The sequence below is a fragment of the Euzebyella marina genome, assembly GCF_014855515.1.
GTDB lineage: Bacteria > Bacteroidota > Bacteroidia > Flavobacteriales > Flavobacteriaceae > Euzebyella > Euzebyella marina.
This window is the reverse complement of the sequence record NZ_JACYFK010000002.1, coordinates 434,647-451,722: the sequence shown is the minus strand read 5'-3', so window position 1 is coordinate 451,722 and position 17,076 is coordinate 434,647. Positions and strand designations below refer to the sequence as shown.

Genomic DNA, 17,076 nt, shown 5'->3' with positions numbered 1-17,076 from the left:
CTCAGGGAATATATTAAAATTAAAAACCGGACAATGTCCGGTTTTTTTATGTCTTGATTTTATTTGGAATGTTTAAAAGGAGAAAGCCATCTGGGCATAGTAGTAGGCACCCCCAAAGCCCATTTGAACGGCATCCCAATAACCACCGCCTTCTACCCAATCATCTTGTTGGTCTGGGTATTCATTGAAAAGGTTGTTGGCGCCTATCTGTAATTTTACATCTTCACAAATTTGATAACCCAAGACCAGATCGGTAATCAATTTGGGGTTGTAGCTATCGGTAGCTGCACTGAGTTTGTTGGCAAAACTACCATAATCGGCAGTAGCCTCATACATTTGAAAATCCAATAGTTCTATACTGCTAAAGCGGGTAAATGCCAAACCAATATCAAACTTGTCCCTTGCATAATTTAAATTAAGTGCCAGCTTGCTTTCAGGTGCGGATGCCAATAAAAATGCCTTATCACGTTCACCGAAGAAGGTTTCCGCATCCAAACTACCATTGTTAACATTGGTAATCTCCATGCTATTTAAGTTTCCGGTAAAGGTGGCCGACAAGCTACCATTATCGAGGTTCTTTTTCCATGAAAGAACAATGTCAAGACCCGCAGTTTCGGTGTCGACACCATTAACAAAGAATTGGGCCGCAGATACGCCAGGAATGTCGTCGGTCGCAAAATTGCCCGTTAAAACAATCCTATCCTTTACATTAATATAATAACCATCGACCGTTGTGGTGAAATTGCCGAAAGTACCGGTAAAACCAAGGCCCGCATTAACCGCTTTCTCTTCATTTAGCTGATCGATACCGAAAGAGGCGGTAACAGGACTGTTATTCGGACTAAGTAACTGGTCAACAGCATCACCCCCGATAAAGTTGGTAAAACGTAAGTTGTAGTATATCTGGGCTAGGGAAGGAGCTCTAAAACCTGTACTTACAGAACCTCTGATGTTTATATTTTCCGATGCTTTTAACCTAGCTGCTAACTTACCGTTGATGGTACCACCGAAATCACTATAATTCTCAAATCGCGCGGCGGCACTCAACAAGAATGTTTCCGAGAGGTCAAATTCACCATCTGCATACAAAGAGAAGTTACTTCTGCTTCTATCGACCTCATTTGATGGTCCGTAACCGGGAAAACCCTGTGAGCCCCCAGGTCTAGCAACTTCTTCACCATCAATAATTATGGTAGGTTGGTTTTGTGTTGCCGGATTCGTAATCAGCAATCCGTTTTCATCAAATGTTCCGTAAGAACCTGGCTCCCCAGAAAAAATGATAAAATTCTCCGTTCTATATTCAGCACCAAAAGCAAGGTTCATACCTTCCATTACATCTTCATAATATTTTGAGAAGTCTAGATTGACCGTATTCTGGCTAAGACTATGCCCACCTGCATCAAAATCGGTAGGAGATGCTTCTTCTAGGGAAGCGTTCAAGGTACCTTTGATGAAGTAGTGAAAATTATTCTTTCCGTAAGTATTGCTCACATCAACTTTCCACCCGTTTTCTAGCTCCGTTCTAAGACCTGCAGCAATCGAATGGTCAATAATGTTTGATGTAATTCGCGGGTTGAACCCGTTCGGATAAATAGCTGTAACGACGCGTTCACCGCCATTTCTGGTAAAAGCATACGCATCGGTATCCCTATAATTTCTTCCTCCAAAAGCATATATTTCAGTGTTTTCAGTTACCGGGTAGGCAGCATTGACCATGAGGTTAAAACCTTCAACGGCCGCTTCACCAAAACCTCTTCTGAAATCGAAACCGGGTCTTAGGGTCTTATTCTTATTGATGTATTCGGTAGTAAAGTTGGCATAGCCTTTTTCGCCCAGGCCTACGCCGTAATTGATTGCAGCTTTTAACGAACCACCATCAAGACTTTGGTCATCTCCGATTTGGTTTCCATCGACATCGGTATCTAATCGGTTACCATCGGTATTAGGGGTTCCCGCAGGAAATTCTCCTTGGGCGTTCGTATTGTAAGCGCCATAACTGATATTTCCGGTAACGCCGTCTGTTTTATCTTTCAATACAATATTGATTACACCGGCGATGGCATCAGAACCATATTGGGCAGCAGCTCCGTCACGAAGAATTTCAATCCTTTTAATGGCAGCTACGGGAATGGTATTAAGGTCGGTACCGGTATTACCTCTACCTTTTGTTCCGAATATATTGATCAATGATGATTGGTGTCTTCTTTTTCCATTGATCAAAACCAATGTTTGATCAGGACCAAGCCCCCTAAGGGTGGCAGGGGTAATATGGTCTGCACCATCAGAACCTGATTGTTTGTTCGCATTAAATGAAGGTGCAGCATACTGTAACAGTTCGTTTACCTCAATTTTACCACTTTGGGTAGCTACCTCGCTAATGTCGATAACATCTACAGGCACGGCGGTATCGGTAGAGGTTCGTTTGGGGCTTCTTGAACCTACCAGCATCACTTCATCCAATAGAACGCCTTCGGTCATTTGAACATTCAATTCTGTCTGCCCTTGTACGGTCAGTTCTTGTGTGTTAAAACCGATATAACTAAAGATTAGTACGGCATCTTCTGAAACATCGATCGAGTAATTACCATCGAAATCGGTGACGGTACCATTAGAAGTGCCTTTTTCAAGAATGTTGACTCCTGGCAGAGGCTCGCCATAGTCATCTGTAACAGTGCCCGATACAGAATTTTGACTGTAAGCGGAGGCACTTAAGAATAGGGTTAAAATCAATAAATAAAGTGTTGATTTCATAGTGTTCGAGTTTAGGTTAATACCCCAAGGTACTACTATTCGTGTTAAAATATTCATAGTATAATTAAAACTTTTAAACACTATCTTTGCGCCCGAATTAGAAGAATCTCTCAATTAAACCTTATGAAAGCAGGTATCGTAGGATTGCCAAACGTGGGTAAATCTACCCTATTCAATTGTCTATCGAACGCAAAGGCGCAAAGCGCAAATTTTCCTTTTTGTACCATAGAACCGAACATTGGTGTTGTAAACGTACCTGATAGCCGTTTAGAGAAATTGGAATCTTTGGTGAACCCTGAAAGAGTGATTCCGGCAACCGTAGAAATTGTAGATATTGCCGGTTTGGTAAAGGGAGCCAGTAAGGGAGAGGGTTTAGGCAATCAATTCTTAGGTAACATTAGAGAAACCGATGCCATTATTCATGTGCTTCGCTGTTTTGACAATGACAATATTGTGCACGTCGATGGTTCCGTGAACCCAATTAGAGATAAGGAGACCATTGATATGGAGCTTCAGCTAAAAGACCTCGAAACTGTTGAGAAAAAACTGGATAAGGTGAAACGTGCCGCCAAAACGGGAAATAAAGAGGCTCAAAAAGAAGAATCTGTTCTACTGAAATTAAAGGATGGTCTTGAAAGTGGCGTTTCTGTGCGTGCCATTGATATTGATAAAGAACTACGCATTGAGTATGTAAAACCACTTCAGTTTATAACTGACAAACCGGTCATGTATGTTTGTAACGTTGATGAAGGTGCGGCTGCTAGTGGTAACGATTATGTGGAAGAGGTGAAAAAGAAGGTGGCCGATGAAAACGCAGAAGTAGTTGTTTTGGCCGTGGGGACCGAGGCGGATATTACGGAGTTAGAAACTTATGACGAGCGACAAATGTTTCTTGAAGATCTAGGTTTGGAAGAGCCTGGGTCTGCCAAGTTGATTAGAGGCGCTTATCGTTTGTTGAATTTAGAAACCTATTTTACGGCAGGAGAAAAAGAAGTTCGTGCTTGGACTATTCCCATTGGTGCTACTGCACCTCAAGCTGCAGGTGTCATTCACACCGATTTTGAAAAAGGGTTTATACGTGCCGAGGTCATTTCTTATAGCGACTATGTTTCTTTTGGTAGTGAGACCAAGGTGAAAGAGGCAGGAAAAATGAGGGTTGAGGGTAAGGAGTACATTGTGAAGGATGGAGATGTCATGCACTTCAGGTTCAACGTGTAGTCTCTTATTCGTAAATTCTTAATTTATCTTTTAGGTTCTTAATTTCCGATTCCATTTGCTGCATTCGTTTTAGCATATGGTTAAGGGCATCGATGCCTTCTAAATTGATGCCAAGTTGATGGTGCAAGCGATTTATACGTTCTATTTCAGGAATGTCATCGGCCTCAATGTAAATTTCCGTTTCAATCGTTCTGCATTCGATAAGGCCATATTCGTGAAGTGAACTAATAAACGTGTCAGAAATTTGAGTGGTTTCACAATAATGTCTTACTAAAATATAGTTATCGGTATTCATTTTATCTCAATTTAGATAGTTCGGTAAATAATTGTTTCTCTTCTGCGCTTAGGTTCTTAGGTAGATTAACCTGATAGGTAAGGTAGAGGTCTCCATAACTAGCCTCTTTTTTATAAATAGGCATTCCTTTTCCTTTCAATTTTACTTTGGTGCCATTTTGGGTCTCCGGTTTAACATGAAGTTTAACGGCACCGGTCAAAGTATCGACCTGAATTTCACCGCCTAATAAGACTTTGTACAAATCAATGTCAATGGTCTTGAACAAATCATTGCCTACACGTTGAAAACCGGTATTGTTCAAAATTTCAAAAGTGATGAACAAATCTCCTTTGGGTCCACCGTTCATACCCTCTGCACCGTACCCTTTAATTCGTATGGTTTGTCCGTCTTGAACTCCGGCAGGTATTGTCAATCTGATTTTTTTGTCCCCAAGGTCAATCGTCTGTTTCTGTGATGAAAGAATATCAGTTAGTTGAAGTCTTAGGGTAGCATTAAAATCTTGTCCTTTAAATTGATAAGTGCCTCTACCCCCAGTTCTACTATAACCACCTCCGCCGAACATCGATTCAAAGAAATCGGAAAAATCACTATCGGAATAACCTCCCGTATTTCGTTGTGAACTTCCGCCAAATCCACTTTGAGAGGCATTTCTTTTATTAGCTTCTTCGAAAGCATCGGCATGCTGCCAATCTTTACCATATTTGTCGTATTTCTTTCGTTTTTCGGGGTCGCTCAATACCTCATTGGCCTCGTTGATTTGTTGAAATTTCTGTTGTGCTTCCTTGTTATCAGGATTTAGGTCAGGATGATACTTCCGTGCCAATTTTCTATAAGCTTTCTTGATTTCTGCATCACTGGCCTTCGTGTCAATCCCCAATATTTTATAATAATCGATAAATTCCATTAGGTGAAATTATTGAATAACAGGTTTAAAGTTAGAGATGAAAAAGAATTTGTACTCGTACAAAGTTGGCATATTCACTGCTAAAAAATCAACCATATTCAACTAAAATTTAACTTAAAAGTAGGGTGGAAAGGCCAGTAATATCAACAAACCGCTAAAATTTATTGTTAATTACTTTAACAAATAGGTGTTTTATCTTTTTAAATGTCGTATTATCTTTAGCGTTACTATTCATCCAAACCCCGCTCAATGTCCAATAACTCTCAATATACTGAAGACAACATACGCTCATTAGACTGGAAGGAACATATTCGGCTAAGGCCGGGTATGTACATCGGTAAATTGGGTGACGGATCTTCGGCCGATGACGGTATCTATATTCTTCTAAAAGAGGTTATCGATAACTGTATCGATGAGTTTGTAATGGGTGCGGGCAAGACCATTGATATTTCCATTCAAGGTACGAAAGTAATTGTTAGAGATTACGGTAGGGGTATTCCGTTGGGTAAAGTGGTCGATGTGGTGTCTAAAATGAACACCGGTGGTAAATACGACACCCGAGCGTTTAAAAAGTCCGTTGGCCTTAATGGGGTAGGTACCAAAGCGGTAAATGCCCTATCCAGTTTTTTTAGGGTTGAAAGTACGCGAGATGGCAAATCTAAATCTGCCGAGTTTGAGATTGGCGAACTCGTCAATGAAGAATTGCTCGAGGAAACTACGCGCCGAAGAGGAACGAAGGTTTCTTTTACTCCTGACGAAAACATTTTTAAGAAATATAAGTTCAGAAATGAGTATGTAGAGCGAATGCTCAAAAACTATGTTTATCTGAACCCTGGCCTGACCATTGTTTTTAATGGCGAAAAGTTCTTTTCTGAAAACGGACTTAAAGACCTTTTAGAGGACAATAACAATGTGGAAGATATTCTTTACCCTGTCATTCATTTAAAGGGTGACGATATCGAGGTGGCAATGACCCACAGTAAGACGCAGTATAGTGAAGAGTACCATTCATTTGTTAACGGGCAGCATACGACCCAAGGGGGTACGCACCAAGCGGCTTTCCGGGAAGCAGTTGTTAAAACGATACGTGATTTTTACAATAAAAATTATGATGCTTCCGATATTCGCAAATCGATTATAAGCGCCATTTCTATCAAGGTAATGGAGCCTGTTTTTGAAAGTCAGACAAAGACCAAACTGGGATCCACCGATATGGGTGGTGATTTACCAACGGTACGAACCTACATCAACGATTTTGTCGGTTATCATTTAGACAACTATCTGCATAAACATCAAGAGACTGCCGAGAAGCTACAACGAAAGATCGTACTTGCTGAAAAGGAGCGAAAAGAGTTATCGGGAATTAGAAAATTGGCTAGGGATAGGGCCAAAAAAGCCAATCTGCACAATAAAAAGCTTCGGGATTGTAGAATACACCTGGGCGATATGAAAGACGACCGACGGTTAGAGAGTACACTTTTCATCACCGAGGGTGATTCGGCTTCCGGGTCGATTACAAAATCGAGGGATGTCAATACGCAAGCTGTTTTTAGTTTGAGGGGTAAGCCTTTGAACTCATATGGCATGTCGAAAAAAATCGTATACGAAAATGAGGAGTTCAATTTGCTACAGGCAGCTCTTAATATTGAAGAGTCAATGGAAGACCTTCGATATAACAATATCGTCATCGCTACCGATGCCGATGTAGATGGTATGCACATTCGCCTTCTGCTTATTACATTTTTTCTTCAGTTCTTTCCAGAACTGATTAAAGAAGCTCACCTTTTCATTTTGCAAACACCTCTTTTTAGGGTGAGAAACAAAAAAGAGACTATTTATTGCTACAGTGATGAAGAGCGTCGGGCGGCTATTCAAAAACTTTCTGGCAAACCTGAAATTACTCGCTTTAAGGGATTGGGTGAAATATCGCCCGATGAGTTTCAACATTTTATTGGTGATGATATTCGTTTAGAACCAGTAATGTTGGACAAGGCGATGTCCATTGAGCAATTGCTCAATTTCTATATGGGTAAAAATACACCTGACCGTCAAGAATTCATTATTGAAAATCTTAAAGTAGAGGTTGATTTAGTAGAGGAAAACCAAATATAAACCAAAGACATACGTATTTTTCTGAATGGAAGAAAATGACGAACTGAACGAATCTGAAGACCAAGGTACACCTCTCAACGGTGACGAAGGTCTTGAGAGTGAAAAGGAACAAAATAGCGAAGGGTCTAAGGCGAACGAGGAAGAAGAATCGATACAAGATGATGCGCTTACTCGCGTAACTGGAATGTACAAAGATTGGTTCTTGGATTATGCCTCGTATGTAATTCTTGAACGCGCGGTACCGGCCATTGAAGACGGTTTTAAGCCCGTGCAACGTAGGATCATGCATGCGCTTAAGGAATTGGATGATGGGCGTTATAACAAAGTGGCCAATGTGGTGGGCCATACCATGCAATACCACCCGCATGGTGATGCCAGTATCGCGGATGCCATGGTGCAAATTGGGCAGAAAGACCTTTTAATCGATACGCAAGGTAACTGGGGTAATATTTTAACAGGTGATAGTGCGGCAGCCTCCCGATATATCGAGGCTAGGCTATCTAAATTTGCCCTTGAGGTAGTTTTTAGCCCTAAAATTACGGAATGGCAGCTTTCTTATGACGGCAGAAAGAAAGAGCCCGTTCAGCTTCCCGTAAAATTTCCTCTGTTATTGGCGCAAGGTGCCGAAGGTATTGCCGTAGGTCTTTCCACGAAAATAATGCCCCATAATTTCATTGAGCTGATTGATGCTTCTATAAAGCATTTACAGGGAAAACGTTTTAAGCTGTTTCCTGATTTTCCAACGGCGGGTATAATTGATGTAAGTAACTATAACGATGGCTTGCGTGGGGGCAAAATTAGGGTCCGTGCCAAGATTTCACAGCACAGTAAGAATACGCTGGTAATAAACGAGATACCTTACGGTACCAACACTTCCTCTTTAATAGATTCTATTCTTAAAGCCAACGATAAGGGTAAAATAAAAATCAAGAAAATTGAGGACAATACCGCTGCCGACGTAGAGATTCTGGTGCATATTCCGCCTGGTATTTCTCCTGACAAAACAATCGATGCTCTCTACGCATTTACTTCATGTGAAAGTTCTATCTCGCCCTTAGGCTGTATCATTGAAGATAATAAGCCTCTTTTTATTGGGGTTTCTGAAATGCTTCGTCGGTCTACCGACGCAACGGTCGATTTGTTAAGGCAAGAATTAGAGATTCAACTGGGTGAACTCGAAGAACAATGGCATTTCGCTTCCCTGGAGCGTATTTTTATCGAAAACAGAATCTATCGCGATATTGAGGAACAAGAAACATGGGAAGGGGTCATTAAAGCTATCGATGACGGATTAAGACCCTTTACCCAAAACCTTAAAAGAGCGGTAACGGAAGAAGATATTGTTCGCCTGACCGAAATTCGGATCAAGCGTATCTCAAAATTTGACTTGGATAAAGCTCAAGAAAATCTAGATAACCTAGAAAAGAAGATAGCCGAGGTCAAACATCATCTAAATCATTTGGTTGAATTTGCCATTGATTATTTTAAAAATCTTAAGGAAAAATACGGCAAGGGTAGAGAGCGCAAGTCAGAGATTAGATTATTTGAAGATATTGAGGCAACGAAAGTTGTCATAAGAAATACAAAGCTTTACGTTAACCGTGAAGAAGGTTTTATCGGCACCTCTTTAAAGCGAGATGAATATGTCACCGACTGTAGTGATATCGACGATGTGATAGCCTTCACCAGAGACGGTCAAATGATGGTCTCTAAAGTTGATTCCAAGACTTTTGTCGGTAAGGGAATTATCTATGTCGCCATCTTCAAAAAGAAAGACAAGCGTACCATCTATAATATGATTTATAAAGATGGTAAAGGTGGAGCAACCTACATCAAGAGATTTAGCGTCACGAGCATTACGCGCGATCGCTTATACGATTTAGGTCAAGGTAAGGCCGGAACAATGGTATATTATTTTTCTGGAAACCCGAACGGAGAGGCGGAAACGGTTACCATCAACTTGCGTCAGGTAGGTAGTATCAAAAAACTGAAATGGGATGTTGATTTTGCCGATGTGCTGATAAAGGGTCGAGCCAGTAAGGGTAATATCGTGACCAAGTATTCCGTGAAACGGGTTGAATTGAAAGAAAAAGGCCTTTCCACATTAAAGCCTAGAAAACTATGGTTTGATGAGACCGTACAGCGCTTGAATATCGATGAGCGAGGGGAGTTCTTAGGAGAGTTTACCAGTGAGGACAGACTTTTGATCGTGAATCAGAACGGACAGGTGAAAACTGTGATTCCGGAGCTTACCCTACATTTTGATGACGATATTATTGTTTTGGAAAAATGGCTACCTAATAAGCCTTTGTCATTGATTTATTGGGAAGGTGAAAAGGAACTTTTCTATGTAAAACGATTTTTGGTAGAAAACCCCGATAAAGACGAAAATGTACTGACCGATCATTCAAAATCTTATTTAGAGGTCATTTCCACTGATTATAGACCTCAAGTAGAAGTGGTATTTGCCAAGAAAAGAGGTCAAGAAAGAAAAGATAATTGGGTAATCAACCTTGAAGAATTTATATCGGTCAAGGGAATCAATGCCATGGGAAATCAATTGACCAAAGAAAAGGTTTTAGAAATCAATAGTCTTGACCCTCTGCCTTATGAAGAACCGGAACCGCCGAAAACGGAGGAAATTGAGGTGGTAGATGAAGAAAACGTTGACACGGCTCAACCCAAAGATTCTTCTGAAACCGACTCAGAGAATAGAAAAAACTTAGATGAAGACGGCACTCAAGGGTCATTATTCGATTAAAATAGCATGAAGAATTTTTATCAAGAGTTCAAGAATTTTGCCATAAAAGGCAACATGATAGACATGGCCATTGGTATCATTATCGGAACTGCCTTCAATAATGTAATCAATACGCTTGTCAAAAAAATTATAATGCCTCCTTTGTCGCTTTTGACAGACGACGTTAATTTTTCGAATAGAAAATATGTGCTGCAAAAGGCCGTTGACGGGGCAGAAGAAGTAGCTATCGGGTACGGTGAAATGTTTGAGGTTTTGGTCGATTTTTTTATTATCGCCCTGACCATCTTTGTCGTGGTAAAGGGTATCAACCGATTTAAGAACAAGGCCGAAGACCCTGATAATGAAGAGGTCGAAACTCCAAAGAACATCGAGCTTTTATCAAGCTTGGAAAAACTTTTGCAAGAGCAAAACGAGATTTTAAGGCAAACTAAAAAGTAGCTGATAATTCTACCATCGATTTTAGTTATCGTTATATCGAGCTAAATTCAAATCAATTTGTCTATAAGTTCTTAATATCATTATCTTAGCCGAAATACTGATTGAATGGATTTTACCAACCCCCTCGTTTACGGAGTCCCCTGTTTTATTGCTTTTATACTTTTAGAACTTACTTACAGTAAAACTCATGGTCATGACGACCTGTATGTTTGGAAAGATTTAATGGCTAGTGGAGCTATGGGTATTGGCTCCGCAATTTTAGGGCCGCTCATTAAGGTTACGGTTTTAATTGTTGTTTTTGAGTTTACCTATGAGGTTTTCAATCCGATAGTTGACGGCGTGCGAACCAATATTATGGGGTATAAATCTTTTGGTTATGCTTGGTACGTTTGGCTTCTTTGCCAATTGGCCGATGATTTCACTTATTATTGGTTCCATAGGGCCAACCATGAAGTTCGCATTCTTTGGGCGGCGCATATCGTACATCATTCCTCCGATAATTTTAATTTAGGCACAGCAGTTCGTAACGGTTGGTTTACCCTACTTTACAAACCTTTCTTTTATATGTGGATGCCTGCCATTGGTTTTCCGGTCGAAATGGTCATTATCTGCTTGGCTATCGAGTCGCTATGGCAATTTCAATTGCATTCGCTTTATGTGCCAAAAATGGGATGGATCGAAAAAGTTTTCAATACGCACACCATGCACCAGGTTCACCACAGTCAAAATGTAGAGTATCTAGATAAAAACCACGGCGGATTTTTAAACATCTTCGATAAGATATTTGGCACTTGGAAAGAATTGGATGATGATATCGAAGTGAAATTTGGGGTAATTCATGCGCCTAATTCATATAATCCTATAGTGATTTTGACACACGAGTTTAAAGATATTTGGGCCGATGTAAAGAAGGCCAAAAAGTTTTCTCACAAGCTGATGTATATTTTTGGCCCTCCGGGATGGAGTCCTGACGGCAGTACATTGACCGTTAAGCAACAGCAGCGTATGTTTAATGAGCAAAAAACTAAAAACCCTGAGGCTGTTTTCAGTAGACCGAACTAAGTAATTTAAAACTTTAAATAAAAAACCCCCAAGCGAAATAGCTTGGGGGTTTTTTATTAAGTTTGTTACTCTTTTATTTCCTTAATTTCTGAACGGGTATTTTTCTTCATTCGTAAGTCAAGAAACTCGACGAGCAAGGAGAAGGCAATGGAAAAATAGAGGTATCCTTTAGGGATGGTTCCCACCTCGTTTCCAAAAACGATAAGGTGCCCGATATGGGCTGCCTCTGCAATGAGCATAAACCCAATAAGAATAAGAAAGGAAAGACCCAGTATTTGAATGGAAGGATGTCTATTGACAAATTCTCCAACCGGGTTGGCAAACAGCATCATAATAACCACAGAAATTACTACCGCTACAATCATCAGTACCAATACGTCATTCGGATTAGGGGAAATACCATTGGTCATACCAATGGCCGTCAAAATGGAATCGAACGAAAAGACAATATTGATCAGTGTAATCTGAACGATAGCTTTCGTCAGGGTAGTGGCTTGCCCTTTCTTAACCTCTGCTTCGTCATGACCTTTGTGTTCTACTTTTTCATGTATTTCTCTCGTACTCTTGTAGAGAAGAAATAATCCTCCGGCGAATAAGATTATGGCTTGGCCACTGATTCCCCCTGAAATCCAATCGTTTTCAAAGACCCAGAAAGGTTTCTTCATAGAAGTTAATAACGTAATGCCGAAAAGAAGTATGATTCGCATTGCCATGGCCAGAACCAAACCAATGTTGGTGGCTTTCTTTCGTTGACCGGGCTCTAACTTACCGGCAGCAATTGAAATAAAAATGATGTTATCGATGCCGAGAACGATTTCTAAAAATGTCAAGGTCAAAAGCGCAATCCACGCATCTGGATTGGAAAATATTTCAAACATAATAGAAAGGTTTAGTCAGTTTTAATGGCCACACCTTTTGATTTTCGGCTTTGGCCAACTATGTTATATTCAAATGTATACGAATTATCAGTGGTTGACAATATTTTCATATGAATAGGCTTTTCTTCAGCCATATTCTTCGGATTAAGCTTTTTAACGATATACTCACAATCGTTTATCCATCGAATATTTGCCGAGTCCGCTTTACCTTCAAAATAATCTATTTCTAGTTCACCAAAGCGCTCGAAGATGGTTGTTTTTTCTTCTCCATTTATTTCCGTGGTAAAGGAGAACTTACCATTCTTAAACTTTTTGCAATTTCTTTCTGGTTGGTAGCAAGAAATAAGTGTAAAAAAACCAAACAAGCTTAAAAGTAAAGGGCGTATCATCAATAAAAGGTAGGTAAAATTTAAAGCTGCAAGATAACCTATATGTCTGTTATTTACATGCATTTCGGTTATATCAAAGGATGGTTATTTGGGTGTAAAAGGCTCAAAACTGCCGTCGGAATAAAAAATTATGATTTTTTCAATTTTTCTTTCCGCTTTTGTGGATTTTTGAACCGTTTGTATCGCTAATGGGTCCTTTTGTTTCGGAGATGGATAAGAATGCTGGTCAGAATTTTGAGGGGAAGAGGGAAATTCACCCTTTCCGTTCAACAACCAATAAAGATTTACTGCAGGATATGTCTGGACTACTTTCATCACAAAATCTAGACTTGGTTTGTTACGGCCCGATAATAGATGAGAAATACTCGAACGCTGAACTTGTATTTGGTCTGCGAACTGTGACGCCGTTAAGCCATAATGAGTAAGCAGAAGATTTAATCTTTCAATGAATTCCGACGAGTTTACCATTGTAAATTATTCTCTTTTTAAATAAAAGTTTCTGGTGATGAGATAGGTAAAAAGTTTACAGTTATCAAATTTTTAATTAGACTAACGCTCTTAATGAAATATATTAAAACATTGATTTTAAGTGATTTGAATTTTAATAAAAACAAATGGTGTTTTTAATCAGAAGTTAATTTACAAATGTAAAATACAAGCCCTTGTAAAAACCGACTTATTTACAATTGAAAACAACTAATTATACAAATGTAAAATAAATAGAACTTATTTTTGCTTTTCTAAAATAATTGAGGTGATATCAAACGAGCTTTACGAAAAGATAAAAGAACAATCTATTACAGGTAGATATGTGGTACATGGTCAAATTCAAGAAGTACTTAATAATTTACCGTCGTCATATAAAATTGAGCATGTTGGTAGTTCGGTTCTCGGGAAAAGTATTAATGCCGTAAAAATAGGTACCGGAAAAGAAAAGGTTTTCATGTGGTCGCAGATGCACGGCAACGAGTCTACCACTACCAAGGCAGTATGCGATCTGTTTAATTTTTTAGTAAGTGACGATGTACTTGCTAAATCTATATTGAATCATTGTACCTTAATGATTATCCCCATGTTGAACCCTGATGGGGCTGAGGCTTATACCAGGGTTAATACCAACGAGGTTGACTTAAATAGGGATGCGCAAGATAGAAGTCAGCCAGAAAGTAACGTTCTGCGCGATGTTTTTGAAAGATTTGAACCTGATTTTTGTTTCAACCTTCATGATCAACGTACCATATTTAATGTAGGTGAAAGCAATAAACCGGCTACCGTGTCCTTTTTGGCTCCCGCTCATGATGAAGAACGAAGCATTTCTCCGTCTAGGGCAATTAGTATGAAATTGATTGTTGCTATGAATGAAATGCTGCAAGGTATTATTCCGAATAGGATAGGCCGTTATGATGATAGTTTCAATGCCAATTGTGTTGGTGATACCTTTCAAATGTTGAATACACCTACCATATTATTCGAATCTGGTCATTCTCCGAACGATTATATGCGTGAACAAACCAGAGAGTATATTTTTCTCTCATTGCTGAAGGCTCTCAATGTAATTGCGGAATCAAAAGTGGAAAATTTTTCTATTGAGAAATACAATTTGATTCCGGAGAATAGCAAACACTTCGTTGATATATTACTTATCAATGCAGATGGTTTGAAGGAAAATAATTCCTCAAAAATAACCATTCCGGTCCAGTTTAAGGAAACATTAATTAACGGAAGTCTTGAGTTCGTTCCTGAATACTACAACCCCGAGGATACAGAAATCAAGTACGGACATTTAACAATTGACTGTTCTCTAGATAGTGATTTACAAGAACTTAAAGCCAAAGAGTATTACCCTTTAATTGATAAGATTTTTCAGACTTTATCTTAAAAAAACGTTTTCGTTACGTTTTTGTTATAAAAAATGAAGATTTAGTACGTTTTATTTTATAATTTTTTATTTTTGCTGAAAATCTAACCATCATGGGAAAAGTAAAATTAGACGAAATTGACCACCAGATTCTGGACATGTTGATTGACAATACCAGGACCCCTTTTACCGATATTGCCAAAAAGCTTTTAATTTCGGCAGGAACGGTTCACGTAAGGGTTAAAAAAATGGAGGAGGCCGGAATCATTAAAGGTTCTTCATTAACCCTCGATTATGTTAAACTAGGTTATGCCTTTATAGCCTATGTGGGCATTTTCTTGGAAAAGACACACCAAACTAAATTTGTACTTGAACGTTTAGAAGAAATACCAAACGTTACAGTAGCCCACATTACCACAGGAAAATTCAATATTTTCTGTAAAATCAGGGCAAAAGATACCAATCATGCCAAAAACATCATTTTTAAAATAGATGATATTGATGGTATTAGCAGAACGGAAACTATGATTTCCCTAGAAGAAAGTATCAATGATAAAAAACGATTGATGCATACCATCTTCAACGAGCTATAAATAAAAAGAATTCATAATTGAATCAATCCCGAACCTTTGTGTTCGGGATTTTTTTTAGCTTAGTATTACATGAAGACGACAGATTTACAGTTTACGAAACCCTTTCCCTTCTATAAAAACTATATAGACTTAGTGAAGGATGTGGAATTGATGGATATGCTGCAACGGCAATCTCAGAATTTTCCTGAATTTATGGCTACCATACCGCAGAGCAAATTAGATTTTAGGTATGCGGAGAATAAATGGACGATGGCAGAGGTGCTTTTGCATATTATAGACTCAGAAAGAATTTTTCAATACAGGGCGCTACGCTTTTCCCGTGGTGATCAAACTCCTTTGCCAGGTTTTGAACAGGACGATTATGTGCCTTTTTCCAAAGCTAATAATCGAACCTTACAAAGTTTGATAGATGAGTATTCTATAGTTCGGAATTCTACACTTCACTTGTTCAATCAATTTGATACTAACGATTTGGAAAGAAAGGGTATAGCAAGTTCTCTTGATTGGAGTGTTGGTGCTTTGGGTTTTGTCATCTGTGGTCATCAAAAACATCACAGAAATATTCTGCGCGAACGTTATTTATGATTCTGAAAAAACTCAAAATATTTTGGTTATTACTCAAGAGAACCGGAGTTTCTTGGGTTGATAACGACCCATTTGGCAAAAGTGCTATTGTGGCCTATTATGCGCTCTTTTCTTTACCCTCATTATTGATGATGGTCGCCTGGATTGCGGGTTCCATTTATGGGGTCGAAGCTGTTAAGGGTAGAATAGTCGAGAAAATCGGGGGGCTCATTGGTGAAGGGGTATCCGAGGCAATTGAAGGTATGATTGCCAATGCCGCCCTAAACGATGGCTCGGTTGTAACCGTAGTCATAGGTGTAGGTATGTTGCTCTTTGGTGCCACGGGAGTGTTCGTAAGGCTTAAAATGGCAATGAATGATATTTGGGGGGTAGAGTCTAAAAAGAAGGTATGGATACAAATGTTTTTAGACCGTATGATTTCTTTCGGAATGGTGTTGGTTTTGGGCTTTCTATTTCTAATATCTTTAGTACTCTCTGTAGTCTTAAAGACCTTAAGTGCCTACGTCAGCACTTTTGCGCCCGATATCGCTGTTTTTGTGGCTAATTTTTTTAGCCTTCTATTGCCTTTTTTGGTAATTACGGGACTATTCGCAGCGTTGTTCCGTTTGTTACCTGATATTCATATAAGGTGGGGAACCACTTTTTGGGGAGCGGGACTGACTACAGTTTTGTTTTTAATTGGCGAATATCTACTGGGCTATTATTTCACTACAAGTGATCCGACTTCGGTATACGGCGGAGCATCGTCAGTCGTTCTGATTTTACTTTGGGTCTATTATACCTGCATCATTATGTTTTTCGGGGCGGAATTTACCTTTCAATATGCACATTATATACGAGAAAAGGTAGAGCCTAATAAAAATGCACTTCCAAAAGAAAACTGAGTTAATCTAAATCTTCATCCAGTTCCATGTCGGTTTCCAGTCCTGGATCAAATTCATCTGCATCTGAACTATCATGAACTTTTTCAGGCTTTGATTCCAACTCACGTTCAATGGTCTCATCGAAATTGGCAATAAAATCGGAAAGGCTTTTACTGATCTTAACTAAGTAAACGGTATCAGTGGTTCTCAATTCAACGGCCTGAACAGTTTCACCTTGAAGGTTCTTAAAGACAATCAAATCGTCGTCACCGTACCCATCAGGGTAGGTTTCAATTAAAAGAGCTGCCAGTTCATGGTCAAGCTTTTTGTAATCAACAAGTTTACGCAACATAACTCTGTGGGGTTAAA

The 17,076-nt window shown here is 39.3% G+C and carries 16 protein-coding genes; 9 read left to right on the top strand and 7 right to left on the bottom strand.

What is annotated here, in order from left to right:
- Positions 1–72 precede the first annotated feature (72 nt).
- A complete protein-coding gene (locus tag IL356_RS10730; protein ID WP_121850705.1) occupies positions 73–2,751 on the bottom strand; it encodes a TonB-dependent receptor in 2,679 nt (892 codons plus the stop codon).
- A 123-nt stretch (positions 2,752–2,874) separates the two neighbouring features.
- Here IL356_RS10730 and ychF point away from each other — a divergent pair, with 123 nt between their 5' ends.
- Positions 2,875–3,969, top strand: coding sequence for a redox-regulated ATPase YchF (gene ychF / locus IL356_RS10725; protein ID WP_121849010.1), 1,095 nt, complete (start codon positions 2,875–2,877; stop codon positions 3,967–3,969).
- A gap of 4 nt (positions 3,970–3,973) precedes the next feature.
- On the opposite strand, the gene IL356_RS10720 is transcribed toward ychF, so the two are convergent.
- On the bottom strand, positions 3,974–4,264 hold the full coding sequence (locus IL356_RS10720) for a chaperone modulator CbpM (RefSeq protein ID WP_121849011.1): 291 nt from the start codon (positions 4,262–4,264) through the stop codon (positions 3,974–3,976).
- Position 4,265: 1 nt separating this feature from the next.
- Positions 4,266–5,168: a DnaJ C-terminal domain-containing protein gene (locus IL356_RS10715; RefSeq protein WP_121849012.1), complete on the bottom strand. Its 903-nt coding sequence runs from the start codon at positions 5,166–5,168 to the stop codon at positions 4,266–4,268.
- A gap of 249 nt (positions 5,169–5,417) precedes the next feature.
- On the opposite strand from IL356_RS10715, the gene IL356_RS10710 reads away from it, so the two are divergent.
- From IL356_RS10710 to IL356_RS10695, 4 genes are all read left to right on the top strand, one after another.
- On the top strand, positions 5,418–7,280 hold the full coding sequence (locus tag IL356_RS10710; protein ID WP_121849013.1) for a DNA topoisomerase IV subunit B: 1,863 nt from the start codon (positions 5,418–5,420) through the stop codon (positions 7,278–7,280).
- 25 nt (positions 7,281–7,305) lie between these two features.
- Positions 7,306–10,041, top strand: a complete 2,736-nt coding sequence (locus IL356_RS10705; RefSeq protein ID WP_121849014.1) for a DNA gyrase/topoisomerase IV subunit A — start codon at positions 7,306–7,308, stop codon at positions 10,039–10,041.
- Positions 10,042–10,047: 6 nt separating this feature from the next.
- A complete protein-coding gene (mscL, locus tag IL356_RS10700; RefSeq protein WP_121849015.1) occupies positions 10,048–10,479 on the top strand; it encodes a large conductance mechanosensitive channel protein MscL in 432 nt (143 codons plus the stop codon).
- Between the two features lie 105 nt (positions 10,480–10,584).
- Positions 10,585–11,541, top strand: a complete 957-nt coding sequence (locus IL356_RS10695; protein ID WP_121849016.1) for a sterol desaturase family protein — start codon at positions 10,585–10,587, stop codon at positions 11,539–11,541.
- A 65-nt stretch (positions 11,542–11,606) separates the two neighbouring features.
- Here IL356_RS10695 and IL356_RS10690 read toward each other — a convergent pair whose 3' ends face one another.
- The 3 genes from IL356_RS10690 to IL356_RS10680 form a co-directional block, all read right to left on the bottom strand.
- A complete protein-coding gene (locus tag IL356_RS10690) occupies positions 11,607–12,419 on the bottom strand; it encodes a TerC family protein (RefSeq protein ID WP_121849017.1) in 813 nt (270 codons plus the stop codon).
- Between the two features lie 11 nt (positions 12,420–12,430).
- Positions 12,431–12,808: a DNA topoisomerase IV gene (locus IL356_RS10685; protein ID WP_121850706.1), complete on the bottom strand. Its 378-nt coding sequence runs from the start codon at positions 12,806–12,808 to the stop codon at positions 12,431–12,433.
- An 84-nt stretch (positions 12,809–12,892) separates the two neighbouring features.
- The gene (locus tag IL356_RS10680; protein WP_121849018.1) at positions 12,893–13,276 is read right to left on the bottom strand and encodes a helix-turn-helix domain-containing protein; all 384 of its coding nucleotides are present in this window, start codon (positions 13,274–13,276) and stop codon (positions 12,893–12,895) included.
- Positions 13,277–13,562: 286 nt separating this feature from the next.
- On the opposite strand from IL356_RS10680, the gene IL356_RS10675 reads away from it, so the two are divergent.
- From IL356_RS10675 to IL356_RS10660, 4 genes are all read left to right on the top strand, one after another.
- Positions 13,563–14,687, top strand: coding sequence for a M14 family metallopeptidase (locus IL356_RS10675; RefSeq protein WP_121849019.1), 1,125 nt, complete (start codon positions 13,563–13,565; stop codon positions 14,685–14,687).
- A gap of 92 nt (positions 14,688–14,779) precedes the next feature.
- Positions 14,780–15,259, top strand: coding sequence for an Lrp/AsnC family transcriptional regulator (locus IL356_RS10670; protein WP_121849020.1), 480 nt, complete (start codon positions 14,780–14,782; stop codon positions 15,257–15,259).
- Positions 15,260–15,328: 69 nt separating this feature from the next.
- Positions 15,329–15,844 (top strand): DinB family protein, encoded by a 516-nt coding sequence (locus IL356_RS10665; protein ID WP_121849021.1) that lies wholly within the window; start codon positions 15,329–15,331, stop codon positions 15,842–15,844.
- Positions 15,841–16,728: a YihY/virulence factor BrkB family protein gene (locus IL356_RS10660; protein WP_121849022.1), complete on the top strand. Its 888-nt coding sequence runs from the start codon at positions 15,841–15,843 to the stop codon at positions 16,726–16,728. The genes IL356_RS10665 and IL356_RS10660 overlap by 4 nt, the downstream gene beginning before the upstream one ends.
- A gap of 1 nt (position 16,729) precedes the next feature.
- Here IL356_RS10660 and IL356_RS10655 read toward each other — a convergent pair whose 3' ends face one another.
- Positions 16,730–17,059: a hypothetical protein gene (locus IL356_RS10655; protein WP_121849023.1), complete on the bottom strand. Its 330-nt coding sequence runs from the start codon at positions 17,057–17,059 to the stop codon at positions 16,730–16,732.
- Positions 17,060–17,076: the final 17 nt, after the last annotated feature.